The sequence below is a fragment of the Amycolatopsis sp. 3B14 genome (genome assembly GCF_050958625.1).
Classification (GTDB): domain Bacteria; phylum Actinomycetota; class Actinomycetes; order Mycobacteriales; family Pseudonocardiaceae; genus Amycolatopsis_E; species Amycolatopsis_E thermoflava.
In genome coordinates this window covers 78,664-92,857 of sequence record NZ_JBHZEN010000016.1, presented here as the reverse complement: position 1 = coordinate 92,857, position 14,194 = coordinate 78,664, and the positions used below count along the sequence as shown (strand labels likewise).

Sequence of the window (14,194 nt, the reverse complement as noted above, 5' to 3'; positions counted from 1 at the left end):
AGGAGGAACAATCTTGTCCACGACTTCCGCCGTCCACGGCAGAACCGGCATCCGCGTCGCGGTGGCCGACTCGCTCCCGCTGTTCCGCGAGGGGCTCTTCGCGCTGGTCCGGCGCAGCACCACGATGCGGTGGACCGGGCACGCGGGCACCGCGCCGGACCTGCTCCGCCTGGTCGAGCACGCGCACCCCGACGTCGTCCTCCTCGGGGCGGGCGTGAACCGCCAGCCGCAGCTCATCCCGTTGCTGACCGGGGTGCGGAACGCGGTCGCGGTGGTGGTGCTGCTGGAGCCCGGCCAGCTGAACCGCGCCCACCTCGGCGAGTTGCTGCGCGCCGGGGCGCGCGGGGTGGTCGCGCGCGCCGCCGACCCGTTGCGCATCACCGAGGCGATCACCGCCGCGACCCGGCAGATCCACGTCGACGGGCAACTGCGGGGACTGTTGCTGCCGCGGGAGGTCGCGGGCGAGGAACCCCTCCCGGTCACGCCGCGGCCCGCTCTGAGCGGGCGCGAGTACCAGGTGCTGCAGCTCATCGCCGAAGGGCTCAGCACCACCCAGATCGCGGCGAGCCTGCTGCTTTCGGTGGAGACGATCCGGACTCACGTCCGCGGCGTGCTGCGCAAGCTCGCCGCGCGGGACCGCACCCACGCCGTCGCCCTCGCGTTCCGGGCGGGGTTACTGGTCGTGCCTGGGCAGCCCGACGGCGAGCGGCGGCAGGCGTCCTGACGCCCTCAGGCGTGCAGGACCCCGAGGTTGAAGTTGGTGTGCCCGAGGGACCTGCTCAGCCGCTGCCGCAGCGGGAACAGCATCTCCATCGACCGCGCCCCGGTGATGTCGCCGAGGTCGACGATCGCGTCCGCGGGCCAGCCGAACTCGCGCAGCAAGCCGGTCACCATCGTCTTGGCCTGCCTGCTGTCGCCGGCGAGGAACGCGACGTGCCCGCCGGGCACGCGCTTGGGGTTCACCATCACCGACGGGCTCACCGTGTTCAGCGCCTTGACCACCCTGGTGTGCGGGAACAACGCCTGGATCTCCTCACCGAGGCTGCGCTCGCCGGTCCGCATCAGGGGCGGGTCCGCCGCCGGGTCGCTGACCGGGTTCGCCACGTCGATCAGCACCTTGCCGGCGAGTTCGGCCTCGCCTGCCGCGCGCAGGGCGTCCACAGTGGCCGTTCCGGCGGTGGCGTTGACCACGATCGACGCTGATCGCGCCGCCTCCGCGTAGGTGCCGGACCGTGCCAGCTCGCCGGCCGCGCGGACCCACCGGCTGATGTGCGGCTGCCCGGGGTCGCGGCTCCCGATCACGACGCGGTGCCGGAGTTCCACCAGCCGCGCGGCCAGGGTGCGACCGACGATCCCGCTGCCCAGCACCGAAATCCGCACCGGGTTGGTCCTCCGTGGCCGTCGACGGGAATGCGCTTTCTCTTCCGGTATACCTGCGCCGGGAAGTCCGGACAATGCGGACGGTTGATGAAACGCGTGATGAAATCCGGCGGTCACGAATCGCGGGACGCGAGGAGTTCGTATTGCCGCCGCAGCGCCGTCCGCGCCCGCCACAGTAGCGAGCACGCGGCGGCGGGCGCGATGCCGAGCTCGGCGGCCACGTCCTGCGGGCGGTGTCCGAGCACCTCCACCATCCAGAGGACCTGGCGCCAGCGGGCGGGCAGGGCCGTGAACGCCTCCGCCAGGTTCCGGTCGCCCTCCAGTTGCTCGTCCAGGGACGGAGTCCTCGGCTCGACGATGACCGGGGAGAGGCCGGCCGCGACGGCGCGCCCGTTCCGCGCGCCGAGGTCGATGGCCAGGCGGCGGACCGTGGTCCGCAGGTAGGCGGGAAAGTTGGTGGCCGGGCCGCCGCCGCCCTCCAGCGCCAGCATCGTCCGCACCAGCGCGTCGGCGGTCAGGTCCTGCGCGTCCGCCGGGCAGCGGGCTACCGAGGACGCGTATCTCAGCACCGCGGCCTGGTGTCTGCGAACCAGGACCGCGAACGCTTCGCGATCACCCCCACGAGCCTCCCCGAGCAGATCGTCGTCCGACATGCCGGCCAGCTCCCGCGTCGCGGTGTCACCCATCAGCCCCTCCTCCATGCACTTCCAGGTGAAGAATGCAACTACAGGTTTGGCGAACCGATTGGGTGAACTCGGACTACTGAGAGCGGATCATTTCGCGTTCTGTGCGCTCAACGGGTGATTGACGGGTTTTACGGATAACAGCTGTGCTGGGCGGGCCGATACGGCACGACCGCATCCGGGGCCTTATCACGAAACGGTAACGCTACTCCATTTTTGCGCGCGGAACCGCGGTTCGTTGCTCAGATGAGCGGTTCGTCCACGAGGGACGGGAAGAGGTCGAGCAGCCATTCGGCCTGTCGAGCGGGATCGGCGCCCCGCGGCCACCCGGCGATCGACACCGTGAGGCTCGGCGCCCCCGGCAGGCCGCGCAGGAGCTCGCCGAGCTGCTCGGCCCGCTCCGGGCTCGTCACCAGCACCGCGATCTCGCACGGGCCGACCGATCCGGCGGATTCGCGCGGGCCCAGGTGCGGCCGGAGGTGGTCGGCGATCGTCGTCCGCGCCGACATCGTGGACCAGGGCGCCGCCGCCGGTTCCCACCGCGCCACCACGACGTGCGGGTCCACGTCGGCGTAGCCGGGGGAGGTCAGGTCGTGTACGAAGGCGGAGCGGGTTCGCAGCCCCGTCACGGGATCGGTGGCCTGCGCGAGGAGGGCGTCGCGGGCGACGATCTCCCGTAACGCGCGGGCGGCGGCGGCCACCAGGTCCGCGGGGGCGGGCCCCAGGGCGGCCCCGGGCAGGCACGAGGCGAGTGCGTCCACGTCGCGTTCGAAGTCGCCGTCCGTGGCGGCCGAGCCGAGGCGCTGGTCGGCCAGGTCGCGGAGCGCGGGGAGCAGGCCGCTGCCGGTCAGGCACGCCTCGACGACGGCGGGCGCCGCGTCGGTTTCCCAGGTGAGGTCTGCGGGCCAGCCGAGTTCGTGTGAGCGCGCCCGCCAGGTGGTCAGCAGCGTCGTCACCGCCGCGGACACCGCGTCTCCCGCTGGTCGTGAGGTCCGTTCACGTTCGTTGTCGTCGTGACGGTGCGCCGGCGGGCTCTCCACTACCGAACCACCCCTCGCGCGATCCACCTCGAATCGCCCGTGATGCTACTCACGGTGTGCGTGGCCTGTCGAGGTCAGGCCGGGACCGTGGTCAACGCTGGTTCCACGGGGAGCAGGCCGAGCGCGAGCGCCTCCTCCCGGCTGCCCGCCTGGAGCTTGCGGTACAGATCGGGCACCTCGGGCAGGCGGCAAGGTCACTGACCGAGTAGGTGACCGTCGTCGTGCCGGCGTGATTTCTGGCTTTCCCGACACGATCAGTTGATCAAGGTTTCGGGACGGCGCTGCGGACGATCATCATCGGGTGGGTGGGAACGACGCGTTGCGCGCCTTCTTCGCGCGGTGTCGTGAGTACGGCATCGACGTGCAGGAAGCCCGGCGTGCACTGGCCCGTGCCCGGACCGACGTGCGAGCCGGGCGGGTCCTCGAGGTCGACCCCTACAAGCTGGCGTGGCGGCGGCTGCGGCGCCGCAACACCTGACGGCCTCCGGCTGTGACCCGGGTCGCATCCGAACGTGTCGGTCGGTTCCGCGACATGGCGGCCGGGGCTGCGCCGTCTCCACACCGGAGGAACGAACCCGAGGGGGCACGGATGATCTGGCGCGGCAGGGTGCGGGTGACGAACGGGTCCGCTGTGCTGCGGTGCTACCGCCGCACCGTGTGCGGGTGCGGGCGCAAGCAGCGCAGGCTGCAGGTGTTCGGCACGCCCCTGCACGACGAGACCGGCGCTGTCCGTTCGCCGCGCAGCCTTCGGCGCGCCCTGCGTGCCGCGGCACGGGCGTGGCAACCGGACCGGACCTGCGACGCGTGCGCCCGCCGGTCACGAGCCGGCGTTCCGGACCGGAGCAACGTGACCGTGCGCTGACTCGCCCGGCGGAACCGGGCGCGATGCCGGCGCGTCCAGGTGAGGACAGCCCACCCGCGGAAGGATTTCCATGGCTCAGCCGTATCCCGTCCCGCCGCCGCGTCGCCGGTGGCCGCTCGTCGTGACCGCACTCGTGGTGGGGCTCGTGGTCGGCGCGGGAATCGTCGGGCTGGTCTGGATCGGGTCCGGGCCGGGCGCCGCCGCGGCCGACGCCGACGCTGCCTGCGCGGCAGTGGCGCGCACCACGTCGCTCGAGCCCGACACCCAGTACGCCGGCTTCCAGCGCTGGGGCGCGGCGTCGCAGCTCGCGGCCGCGGCGGCCGAGCAGGAGCCGCGCTACCAGGCCCTCGCCGACGCGTTGAAGGCGCCGCTCGAGATCGTCATGCGGACCTTCGAGGCGTCCGGACCGCAGTTCGACGCGGCGATGAACCGCGCCAGGTCCGTCTGCGACGACCTCTAGGACGTGGTCAGCGGTCGCCCGCCGGTCACCCGCAGCAGGTCCAGCTTGCCGTCGTCCGCGCTGCCGGCCGCCGTCGTGTAGGTGACCACCCGCAGGTCCGCGCCCGGCACCAGCAGCACGTCGCAGTCGAACAGGATGTCGCCGACCTCGGGGTGCGTGACCGTCTTGCGTTCGGACTCGTGGACGGCCGCCGTGGTCTGCGTGTCCCAGTACCGGGCGAAGGCGCGTGAGGTCCGGCGCAGCTCCCGCACCAGGCGGTCGAGCTGGGCGTCGGCCGGGTAGCGGGACACGGCGTCCTTCAGGTCGGCCACGAGCGACATCGCGAACGCCTCCGCGCCGCGCTCCGGCCGCACCGGCGGGGCGGCGCCGGTGAAGACCGCCCGCACCAGGTTGCGGTCGGGCCCCGGGTCGCCGAACAGGGCGGACCACGTCGCGTTCCACCAGACCAGCGTCCAGTCCGCGGCGAACACCCCGATCGGCACGTCGCCAAGGCGCGCGACGAGCCGCTGGACGCCCGGGGGCACGTGCGTGTTCACCGTCCCGTCCTGCGGCGGCAGGAGGCCGGCCGCGCGGTAGAGCTGGTCCCGTTCGGGCCGGGACAGCTGCAGTGCCCGCGCCAGCGCGCCGACCACCTGCGCCGACGGGTTCTTCGCGCGGCCCTGCTCCAGGCGCAGCACGTAGTCCACCGACAGCCCGGCCAGCTGGGCGAGCTCCTCGCGGCGCAGGCCGGGAGCGCGGCGGCCGGTCGTGACGGGCAGGCCGGCGTCGGCCGGGGACAGGCGGTCGCGCCAGGCGCGCACCAGCCTGCCGAAACCGGAGTGGGGGACAGCCACGGGTCCATTCTGTCCGCTCCCAGCCGGATCAGCCTGGGTACTGCTGGTCCCTGGCTGATGTCCGCGCCGGGCGGGACGGTGGTCGCATGAGCCACACCATCGTCATGACCGGCGCCAGCCGCGGCATCGGGCGCGTCGCCCTGGACGAGATCCGCCGGCGGGACCCCGATGCGCACGTGGTCGTCGTCGCGCGGACGGACCTCGGCGACGGCACGGTGACCGCGGACTTGAGTTCGCTGCGCAGCGTCCGGGACGCCGCCACCGCGATCCGCGACCGGCTGGACCGCGGCGACCTGCCGCCGCTGCGCGCGTTCGTGGGGAACGCGGGCATCCAGCACACGAACGCGCTCACGACGGGGCCGGACGGGTTCGAGTCGACCTTCACGGTCAACGTGCTCGCCAACCACGTGTTCGTCCGCGTGCTGCAGGACCGCTTCGCCACGCCAGGGCGGGTCGTGATCACCACCAGCGACACCCACTTCGGCGACTTCCGGCACAACCTGGGTCTCGTGCCCGGCCCGGTGTGGCGGTCCCCGGACGTGCTCGCGCGGCCCGGCGCATTCCCGGATCCGTCGAGCGCGGCCGCCGGGCGCACCGCGTACTCGACGAGCAAACTGGCCACCATCCACCTGGTGCACGAGTACGCGCGCCGGCTGCCGCCCGGGGTCGCCGCGGTGGCGTACAACCCCGCGTTCGTGCCCGGCACCGGACTCACCCGCGACGCCGGTCCGGTCGTCCGGTTCGCGGTGCGCCGGATCCTGCCCGCGATGACCTGGACGCCGTGGGCGACCAGTCCCGCCGCCGCCGGCCGCCACCTCGCCGACGTCGTCCTCGGGACGATCGACGCACCGAGCGGGTCCTATGTGGACCGTGGTGCGGTGGTCCCGTCGTCCCCGGAGTCCTACGACCCGCGGCGCGAGCGGGAGCTCTGGGATGCGGCCGAGCGGCTCACCGCGGTCGGGGTGTAACCTATTTGACTGCTCGGAAAGCCTTGCGCCGCAAGCTAAACTGCGCGCATGGGAGTGAAGGCGAAGATCGGGACCGCCGGGGCGGCGCTGGTGGTCGCGGCGGGTGTGGCGTGGTCGCTGGGCCCCGGGCTGGACGGGCTGAGCGACGACGCGCCGGCGATCGCGCTCGGGATCGGCGCCCGGCCGCCCGCGGTCGCGCCGCCTGCCGAGACGCCCGCGGTCCCGTCCGCGCCGGAGGTCCCCCGGCCCGTGCCGGACCAGGTCGGCGGAGTCCTGCCGGTGAACCGGCCGGGCACGGCGGCTCCGCTGGTTCCGCTGCCGCCGATGCCGGGGCCCGCGGTGCCGGGCACGCCGGTGCCCGGGATGCCAGCGCCCGAAGTGCCGCCGGGTGCGCCGCAGCAGCCGGGGGAGCCGTCCGCGCCCGCGGAACCCACCTCCCCGACGCCCACCCCGTCCCCGGCGCCCCCACCGGACGCGACGCCGACCCAGCCGGCGGGCGGCTGCGTGTCGGACACTCGGCTGGGTTCGCTGATCTGCGGGATCGCGGGCGCGCTCAGCTGATCGCTGTCCCGATCACCAGGCGGTAGCCGACGTCCAGCGAATCCCGGTCCAGGAGGTCGCGGTGCCGGCGCTGCCACGCGCCGGAGCCGAGGTCCTCGGCCAGTCTGCCCACCGCGGGGCGAACCACGTCCGACGGCAGCGCCGCGACGCCGGACATGCCCGCCCGCACGTCGTCGTCCAGGTAACTGTGCGGGCGGCGCCAGTAGGCGGCCAGGAAACCGTCGGTGCAGTCCCACGGGACGGGGACCGGCTGGACCACCACCCGCCGGTCGGGGCCGCTCAGCCCGCGGACCACCGCGTCCAGGTTCGCCAGGCCCCGTTCCCGCTCGGCGATCTCCGGCAGGTACTCGCGGACGAGCCAGTACCGCGCCATCACCTCGACGTCCCACGTGAACACCACCTGCCGCCGGGACACGCGGCGCAGTTCGGCCAGCCCGGCCGCCGGGTCGCGCCAGTGGTGCACGGTCAGCACGGCGAGCGCGGCGTCGAACCGGTCGTCGACGCAGGGCAGGTGCTCGGCGACCGCGCACACGGCCGGGGCCGAGCCGGGCGGTCGCTGGCGCAGCATCGTCGCCGACGGCTCGACCGCCAGCACGCCCCGGCCGTCCGGTTCGTACGATCCGGCGCCCGCGCCGACGTTCAGCACCGTCGCGGCCGCGCCGAGCGCGGCATGCACCTGGCGGGCGATCCGCGGATCCGGCTGCCGCACCGCGGAGTAGCCGCGGCCGAACGAGCGGTAGGGGTCAGCCATCCCGGCACCCTAGCTCGATGCGGTGATGAGCGCGTCGATCCGGGGGACGCGGGTATCGCCGAGCCATGCGTGCATCGGTGTTCCTCGCCGTACTGGCGATCGCGTTCGTGCCGGCCACCGCTGCGGCACAAGAGGTTTCCACGTTCGACGGCCGCGACTGCCCGCGGGACAGTCTGTGCCTGTACCGGGACCACGGCTTCACCGGCGGCGGTCTGGCCCTGCGACCGGGTGACCGGATCGGCGACCTGGCGACCTACGACCTCGCCGACCGGATCTCGTCCTGGACCAATGACACCGGCGTCACCTGCACCTGGTACGAGAGCCCCGACTTCTACGGCAGGGCGCACGAAATGCTCGACGGCTACCGCGTCGACCTGCCCGGCCCGGAGGACGACACCCCCTCGTCGGTCGCCTGCGGCTGACGCCCGGATGAACAACTGCCGAACAGCTCGGGGAGAAGTGATCTTCCGGCTCGCGCTCGCACAAGATGGGTGTCTCGTCCTGTGTCCCCCGCGCGGAGGCCCGGTTGTCCAACTTTCCCTGGGAAATCGTCCTGGCCGTGCTGGCCCTCGTGGTGCCGGTGTTCGCGTTCCTGTGGGAGTTCGTGTTCGTCGGGCGCAAACGGCTCGGCTACCGCGTGCAGGTCGACACCACCGCGCGGCAGGAGGTCGCGGCCGAGAACGCGGGCGCGCTGCAACGCCTCGACGACAAGGACGGCAAGGCGCTGACCGACCCGTCGTTCGTGCTGGTGCGCATCGAAAACACCGGCACGACGAACATCGACAGCCAGGACTACGCCGTCCTCGGCAACGTCCAGGCCGGCGTGAAGATCAACTTCCCGGACCGCCGCGTCGCCGGCATGGTCGTGACCGAGCTGAGCGACGACTTCCTGCGTGAGAACTTCGGCGAGAACTCCGGTCTCGGCGTGGACAACATCGTCGACAGCGACGGCCGCAACGTCGGCGTCATCCAGCTGCCGAAGGTGCCGCTGAACCAGGGCCAGCACTACAAGGTGCTCGCGGTGCTCGACCGCGCCGGGCCGAAGGTGAAGAAGTGCCCGGACCCCGAAGTGATCGCCGGCATCAAGGGCGGTGTGCGCAACGGCGCGATCCGGGAGACCAAGAGCCGCACCGGAATCCCGCGCTGGCTGACCGTCCTGGTGTACCTGCTGGTGTCGGTCGCGCTCGCCGAACCGTTCGTGATCGGGCTGGCCACGCAGGACCCGCCGCCGCTGGACTGCGCCTCCGGATCGCTCACCGTCACCGGCTCGACCGCGTTCGCCCCCGTCGTGCGAGAAGCCGCGGACTCCTACGGCCGCACCTGCCCCGGTGCGAAGTTCACCATCGAGATGAGCGGCAGCACCGACGGACTGGAACGGCTCAACGAGGCCAAGAGCGGGGACGTGCTGGCGTTCTCCGACGGGGTGAAGGGGGACCGGTCGCCGCAGTTGCTGCCGCGGCCGATCGCGTTCCTGCTGTTCACGATCGTCATCCACCCGGACGCCGGGGTGCGGGACCTGACCGCGGCGCAGGTGCGCGACGTGTTCGCCGGGCGCGTCCGGAACTGGCAGGAGCTGGGCGGCGCGGACCAGGAGGTGCGGATCGTCGACCGGGAAGCGCTTTCCGGCACGCGGACGACGTTCGAGCAGCAGGTGCTCGACGCGATCGAGCCGGGGGAGAACTCCAACGACTGCGTCGAGCCGCGGCGCCCGGGCACCGGCGCCGACGTGATCCGCTGCCGCCGCAACGACACCGAGTCGCTGCTCGACGCCGTGGCCGCGACGCCGGGCGCGATCGGCTACAGCGAACTCGGCGCCGCGGCGAAGCGGGCGGACGTGCGCACCGTCTGGATCGACGGCCAGCAGGCGAGTGTGCAGGGCGCCGACCACGGCGTGTACCCGTTCTGGCAGACCGAGTACGCCTACACCTACGGCGAGCCGAAGGCCGACTCGCTCGCGGCGAGCTTCCTGCGGTACCTGACGAACCAGGTGGGTGCCGACATCGTCCGCTCGCACGGCGACCGGCCCTGCGCCGAGCTGGCGAACCCGGTGCTGTGCCGTCCGCAGACGTGACGGAGCGCCGGGCGGGGTCGCCCGGCGCTCCGCTCAGGATTCGAGTCCGGCAGCCTGCTCGAGCCAGTTCGCGAACAGTTCGTCGTCGATCTCGGCGGGTTCCCGCAGCTTCACGCTCGCCATCCCGCGCGCTCCCGGCTGCAGCCGCCCGGACGGGTCCGTGATCTCCTGTCCGCGCCAGAAGCCGAACGTGACGTGCTTGGGGTAGGCCTTGACCAGGCACACCGCCTGCTTGCCGGGCGCGGGGCCGAGGCTCCACACCGGGTGGCCGTGCCACACGGCGCCCGTTCCGGGCAGCGCGGTCTCGATCAGGCCGAGCAGGCGCTCGGCGATCTCGCGCTGGGTGGCGGGCAGCTTCTCGACGTATTCGGTGACAGTCATGGCAAGACCTTTCAGCGGAGACGGGCGGCGACGACGGAGATCCACAGCATGGCGGCGATGGCGCCGACGGCGAGGGTGAGCGAACCGGCGGGGCCACCGGCCATCGCCCAGCCGTCGCCGACGAGCAGCGCGGTGCCGGCGAGGTGCGACAACACCGCGTCGCGACCCGAGAACCGGCGTCCCAGCACGTAGCAGGCGGCGATCAGCGACGCGAAGGTCACGGTGCCGGCGATCATGTGCCCGACGCCGTGCCAGGACAACCCGACCGCGTCCATCGGGAGGACCCCGGCGGCGACCAGGCCGACGCCGGCCGCCAGCACGAGCCGTGGCGCCCACCGGCCGGGCAGCCCCTTCGCGCCGGCCACGGTGAGGACGCCGGCGACCACGAAGTTGGCGATCTGCAGCCAGCCGAGCGAGCCGGTGCTCAGCAAGCTGAGCGGCTGCCGGGTGAGGTCGAAGCCGTCGCGCGTGGCGGCCTGGGCCAGGGAGACGGTGGCCCACAAGGGGCCGGCGACGGCCAGCGCGGTCGGACGGGACGCGGTGGGCCGGAGGGCGGTGGTCATCTCGGGTTCCTTTCTCGGATGCTCACCCACACGTCGTTCGGGCGATGTGACAGGGAATGCGCCGCTAAGCTGGGCCGATGCGATACCTGATGATGCAGATGGCGACCGGTCGGGCGCCCGACGAGAAGCTGTTCGCCGAGATGGGCAAGTTCATCGAGGAGATGACCGCCGCCGGTGTGCTGCTGGCGACCGGCGGGCTCGACCCGGCAGGCACGCGGGTGACCTCCGAGGGCGACGAGATCACCGTGACCGACGGCCCGTTCACCGAGGCCAAGGAGTCGGTCGGCGGCTTCGCGCTGGTCGAGGTGCAATCCAAGGAGGAGGCCGTCGAGCTGGCCCGCCGCTTCCGCCGGATCGTGGGGGACGGTGAGAGCCGGATCCACCAGGTGTTGGGGTGACCGACGTCCGCCGCACGGTCGACGCGGTCTGGAAGCTGGAGTCGGCGAACCTCGTCGGCGGGCTGACCCGCCTGGTGCGCGACGTCGGTCTCGCCGAGGAGCTGGCCCAGGACGCGCTGGTCGCGGCGCTGGAGCAGTGGCCGTCGTCGGGCGTGCCGGACAACCCGGCCGCGTGGCTGATGACCACCGCCAAGCGTCGCGCGATCGACCACCTGCGGCGGACCGAGCGGCTGGAGCGCAGGCACGAGCAGCTCGCGCGGGAGCTGGCGCAGCCGCGGGACGTCGAGCACGACGACGTGCTGCGGCTGATGTTCCTGTCCTGCCACCCGGTGCTGCCGACCGAGCAACGGGTCGCGCTGACCCTGCGGGTGGTCGGCGGACTGTCGGCGGCGGAGATCGCGCGAGCGTTCCTGACCACCGAGCAGCAGGTCGCGCAGCGCATCGCGGCGGCGAAGCAAACGCTTGCCGGAGTGCCGATCGAGCTGCCCGAAGGTGCCGCTTTGGTCGAGCGGCTGTCGTCGGTGCTCGGTGTGGTGTACCTGATCTTCAACGAGGGCTACTCCGCCACCGCCGGGGACGACCTGATACGGCCCGGCCTGTGCCAGGAGGCGCTGCGGCTGGGCCGCCTGCTGGCCGAGCTCGCGCCGGACGAGGCCGAGGTGCACGGGCTGGTCGCGTTGATGGAGATCCAGGCCTCCCGGTCGGCCGCGCGCACCGGGCCGCACGGAGAACCGGTGCAGCTGCACGAGCAGGACCGCGGGCGCTGGGATCCCTTGCTGATCCGGCGCGGGTTCACCGCGATGCTGCGGGCGCGCGACCTCGGCGGGCCGCCGGGGCCGTACGTGCTGCAGGCGGCGATCGCGGTGTGCCACGCGCAGGCCCGCACCGCGGCGGACACCGACTGGCGGCGGATCGCGGTGCTCTACGACGCGTTGGTCCGGTTGCTGCCCACGCCGATCGTGCGGCTGAACCGGGCGGTCGCGGTCGGCCGCGCGCACGGCCCCGCGGCCGGGCTCGCGCTGGCCGACGAACTGCTCGCCGACCGCGCGCTGCGGGACTACCACCTGCTGCCCAGCGTGCGTGGCGACCTGCTGGCCGAGCTGGGCCGGAACGCCGAGGCGCGGGTGGAGTTCGCGCGAGCCGCGGCGCTGGCGAAGAACGCGGCCGAGCGCGACTTCCTGCTGCGGCGCGCGGACGAGTTGGGTCCCGAGGCGCCGGTGGCGACGCTGGGGCGGGCGGCGGCGGACTTCCTGGCGCGGGACGACCTGGACGCCTCGACGCTGCGGTCCTACGGCCAGACCCTGCGCCGGTTGTGCCTGGCGCTGGGCGACCGGCGGCCGCTGGAGTCGCTGACCGGGGACGACGTCACGGGCGTCTTCGAGGTGGCGTGGGGCGATGCGGCGGCGAAGACGTGGAACCGGCACCGGTCCGCGGTCCGGTCGTTCGGGGCGTGGGCCGGGCGGCCGGAACTGGGTGCCGGCTTGGAGCGGCGCGCGGAGAGCCGGTCGCGCGTGCCGGGCCTCGCCGACGACCAGCTGAGTCGCTTGTGGACGGTGGAGGCGCCGGTGCGGGAGCGGACGTTGTGGCGGTTGCTGCACGAGTCGGCCGCCGGGGTGCGGCCGGTGCTGTCGCTGAACGTGGAGGACCTGGACCTGGCGGAACGCCGGGCGCGGGCGGGTGCGCGGTGGGTGACCTGGCGGTCCGGCACGGCGCGCCTGTTGCCCGAACTGCTCGGCGGGCGCACCCGCGGCCCCTTGTTCCTGGCGGACCGCCGCCCCGGCCCGGCACGCATGCGGCCCGCGGCGGACCTCTGCCCGGACACCGGCCGCGGACGGCTGTCCTACGAGCGCGCGGAGTACCTGTTCAAACAGGCGACGCGCGCGCTGGACCCCGCCGGGCGCGGCTTCACGCTGCGGCAACTGTGGTCGGCGCGGGGCGCGTAGTGGTGGGCCTGCACGGCTGGGGCGGGTGATGTTCGTTGGTCGGGCGCGGCTGCACGTCTTCCGGTCACCGGCGCCGCTCATGAGCGGTGGTTGAGGTCGGGCCTGCGATGGAAGTTCAGGCCAAGGCCAGCAACGGCAGCCACTCCCGATTGGCACCCTCCGCCGTGAGCAGCGCGGCCAGCACTCCGATGGCTCCGGTGAGCAGGCTGAGGTCCGCCATCGCGAGCACCTCGGGCAGCCGCGCGTGCAGGAACCGGAGCAGGCGGTCCCGCAGGACGCCGCCGACGGGGGAGCGTCTCGCGAAGGCGTCGGCGATCAGCAGGACCCCCGCCGCGCCGTGGCAGAGGCTCAGCGGGTTGTCGCTCAGGTGCACCTCCTCGTCGTACGCCGCGCACAACGTGTCCATCGCCCGCAGGCCGGCTTCCGCGAACGAGCCGCCCGCCGTCCACAGTGCCCACGAGATCCCGGGCGTGCCGTAGCACCACGCCTGCCGCCGCACCACCGCACGCCGCGCGCCGTCCGGGCGGGACCGCCACGACACGACGCCCAGTTCGTCCGTCTCCTGGTGCTCGACCAGCCACGACGCCAGATCCGGCGCCCCGCCCGGCCCCAGCACGGCCAGCGGGCCCGCCACCCCGTGCGCCAGCCCGGTGACGACCCCACCCCGCGCCCACGCCGGCGCGGCCCCGCCGATGCGGAAACCCTCGGGCACAGCCAGTGCGAGCAGGTGTTCCCGCGCCGCCTGCGCGCCGGGCAGCACCGCCAGCAGCCCGGCCGGTCCGGAAACCAGGTCGTAGTCGGCGAACCCGACGTCGCGCGACCGCCAGCGGCCGCGCGCCGCCAGCCGCGCCGCGGTCCGGTCAGCGAGCGGCCCCAGCGCGGGATCGACCCGCGCGGCCAGGCGCAGTCCGGCCAGGACCGCGGCGAACCCGCCGTGCAGGCCGGCGCCCGAGCAGCGCGGGATCGCCCGCAACCAGGCCCGCAGCGCCGCCCGGCTCGCCGGGTGGTCGCCGAGCAGCGCGGCGAGCACGGCCGCCCCGGCATCGGGTGCGGCCGTGCTCGCTTCCTGCTGCTCGGTCCAGGTCGTGAGGACCGTGGCGGCGGCGCCGGTCAGCTCCCGCGCCATCCCGTACCGGTCAGCACACGAACCAGCTCGACTCTTCGTCACCGCAATACCCGCTGCACAGCAGCAGGGAGGGCGGCTTACCGGTTTCCGGGTCCCCGGAACTGCTGATCCGCGCGTCCAGCCGCTCGACCAGACCGTCCAGTTCGGACAGCTCCAGCGTGGACTCCATGATGA

General features: G+C 73.4%; 19 protein-coding genes. 10 read left to right on the top strand and 9 right to left on the bottom strand.

The genetic code is table 11. The annotated features are described in order from the left end of the window. Positions 1-13: 13 nt before the first annotated feature. Positions 14-724 (top strand): response regulator transcription factor, encoded by a 711-nt coding sequence (locus tag ACCP09_RS08975; protein ID WP_433744880.1) that lies wholly within the window; start codon positions 14-16, stop codon positions 722-724. Positions 725-729: 5 nt separating this feature from the next. Here the strand turns inward: ACCP09_RS08975 and ACCP09_RS08970 are convergent, their stop codons facing one another. The 3 genes from ACCP09_RS08970 to ACCP09_RS08960 form a co-directional block, all read right to left on the bottom strand. Then, a complete protein-coding gene (locus tag ACCP09_RS08970) occupies positions 730-1,380 on the bottom strand; it encodes an NADPH-dependent F420 reductase (protein ID WP_123683723.1) in 651 nt (216 codons plus the stop codon). 113 nt (positions 1,381-1,493) lie between these two features. Then, positions 1,494-2,066, bottom strand: coding sequence for an RNA polymerase sigma factor (locus tag ACCP09_RS08965; RefSeq protein ID WP_167499014.1), 573 nt, complete (start codon positions 2,064-2,066; stop codon positions 1,494-1,496). A 239-nt stretch (positions 2,067-2,305) separates the two neighbouring features. Then, positions 2,306-3,031 (bottom strand): hypothetical protein, encoded by a 726-nt coding sequence (locus tag ACCP09_RS08960; protein WP_433744876.1) that lies wholly within the window; start codon positions 3,029-3,031, stop codon positions 2,306-2,308. 373 nt (positions 3,032-3,404) lie between these two features. On the opposite strand from ACCP09_RS08960, the gene ACCP09_RS08955 reads away from it, so the two are divergent. From ACCP09_RS08955 to ACCP09_RS08945, 3 genes are all read left to right on the top strand, one after another. Beyond that, a complete protein-coding gene (locus ACCP09_RS08955) occupies positions 3,405-3,581 on the top strand; it encodes a hypothetical protein (protein ID WP_157360637.1) in 177 nt (58 codons plus the stop codon). 111 nt (positions 3,582-3,692) lie between these two features. Beyond that, the gene (locus tag ACCP09_RS08950) at positions 3,693-3,965 is read left to right on the top strand and encodes a hypothetical protein (RefSeq protein WP_433744873.1); all 273 of its coding nucleotides are present in this window, start codon (positions 3,693-3,695) and stop codon (positions 3,963-3,965) included. Between the two features lie 70 nt (positions 3,966-4,035). Further along, positions 4,036-4,425, top strand: a complete 390-nt coding sequence (locus tag ACCP09_RS08945) for a hypothetical protein (protein WP_123683719.1) — start codon at positions 4,036-4,038, stop codon at positions 4,423-4,425. Here the strand turns inward: ACCP09_RS08945 and ACCP09_RS08940 are convergent. Further along, the gene (locus tag ACCP09_RS08940) at positions 4,422-5,258 is read right to left on the bottom strand and encodes a helix-turn-helix transcriptional regulator (RefSeq protein ID WP_433744870.1); all 837 of its coding nucleotides are present in this window, start codon (positions 5,256-5,258) and stop codon (positions 4,422-4,424) included. The genes ACCP09_RS08945 and ACCP09_RS08940 overlap by 4 nt on opposite strands. 86 nt (positions 5,259-5,344) lie before the next feature. On the opposite strand from ACCP09_RS08940, the gene ACCP09_RS08935 reads away from it, so the two are divergent. Continuing rightward, positions 5,345-6,226: an SDR family NAD(P)-dependent oxidoreductase gene (locus ACCP09_RS08935; RefSeq protein ID WP_378361664.1), complete on the top strand. Its 882-nt coding sequence runs from the start codon at positions 5,345-5,347 to the stop codon at positions 6,224-6,226. A 48-nt stretch (positions 6,227-6,274) separates the two neighbouring features. Then, positions 6,275-6,787, top strand: coding sequence for a hypothetical protein (locus ACCP09_RS08930; protein ID WP_433744866.1), 513 nt, complete (start codon positions 6,275-6,277; stop codon positions 6,785-6,787). Here the strand turns inward: ACCP09_RS08930 and ACCP09_RS08925 are convergent. Continuing rightward, positions 6,780-7,538, bottom strand: coding sequence for a class I SAM-dependent methyltransferase (locus ACCP09_RS08925; RefSeq protein WP_433744864.1), 759 nt, complete (start codon positions 7,536-7,538; stop codon positions 6,780-6,782). The genes ACCP09_RS08930 and ACCP09_RS08925 overlap by 8 nt on opposite strands. A 65-nt stretch (positions 7,539-7,603) precedes the next feature. On the opposite strand from ACCP09_RS08925, the gene ACCP09_RS08920 reads away from it, so the two are divergent. Beyond that, positions 7,604-7,960 carry a peptidase inhibitor family I36 protein gene (locus ACCP09_RS08920; RefSeq protein ID WP_027932157.1) on the top strand — a complete coding sequence of 119 codons (357 nt, stop codon included), beginning with the start codon at positions 7,604-7,606 and terminating at the stop codon, positions 7,958-7,960. Positions 7,961-8,064: 104 nt separating this feature from the next. Continuing rightward, positions 8,065-9,609 carry a substrate-binding domain-containing protein gene (locus ACCP09_RS08915; protein WP_433744861.1) on the top strand — a complete coding sequence of 515 codons (1,545 nt, stop codon included), beginning with the start codon at positions 8,065-8,067 and terminating at the stop codon, positions 9,607-9,609. A 33-nt stretch (positions 9,610-9,642) separates the two neighbouring features. Here the strand turns inward: ACCP09_RS08915 and ACCP09_RS08910 are convergent, their stop codons facing one another. Together ACCP09_RS08910 and ACCP09_RS08905 are read right to left on the bottom strand one after the other, a co-directional pair. Further along, on the bottom strand, positions 9,643-9,990 hold the full coding sequence (locus ACCP09_RS08910) for a DUF1801 domain-containing protein (protein ID WP_433744858.1): 348 nt from the start codon (positions 9,988-9,990) through the stop codon (positions 9,643-9,645). 11 nt (positions 9,991-10,001) lie between these two features. Further along, positions 10,002-10,553 carry a DUF998 domain-containing protein gene (locus tag ACCP09_RS08905; protein ID WP_433744855.1) on the bottom strand — a complete coding sequence of 184 codons (552 nt, stop codon included), beginning with the start codon at positions 10,551-10,553 and terminating at the stop codon, positions 10,002-10,004. 77 nt (positions 10,554-10,630) lie between these two features. On the opposite strand from ACCP09_RS08905, the gene ACCP09_RS08900 reads away from it, so the two are divergent. Both ACCP09_RS08900 and ACCP09_RS08895 read left to right on the top strand, forming a co-directional pair. Further along, positions 10,631-10,951, top strand: coding sequence for a YciI family protein (locus ACCP09_RS08900; protein ID WP_433744852.1), 321 nt, complete (start codon positions 10,631-10,633; stop codon positions 10,949-10,951). Continuing rightward, the gene (locus ACCP09_RS08895; protein ID WP_433744849.1) at positions 10,948-12,894 is read left to right on the top strand and encodes a sigma-70 family RNA polymerase sigma factor; all 1,947 of its coding nucleotides are present in this window, start codon (positions 10,948-10,950) and stop codon (positions 12,892-12,894) included. Before ACCP09_RS08900 ends, ACCP09_RS08895 begins: the two co-directional genes overlap by 4 nt. A 115-nt stretch (positions 12,895-13,009) precedes the next feature. Here ACCP09_RS08895 and ACCP09_RS08890 read toward each other — a convergent pair whose 3' ends face one another. Together ACCP09_RS08890 and ACCP09_RS08885 are read right to left on the bottom strand one after the other, a co-directional pair. Beyond that, positions 13,010-14,020, bottom strand: a complete 1,011-nt coding sequence (locus ACCP09_RS08890; RefSeq protein ID WP_433744847.1) for a lanthionine synthetase LanC family protein — start codon at positions 14,018-14,020, stop codon at positions 13,010-13,012. A gap of 10 nt (positions 14,021-14,030) precedes the next feature. After that, entirely contained in the window at positions 14,031-14,189 is a 159-nt protein-coding gene (locus ACCP09_RS08885; RefSeq protein ID WP_167344602.1) for a hypothetical protein, read from the bottom strand. Positions 14,190-14,194: the final 5 nt, after the last annotated feature.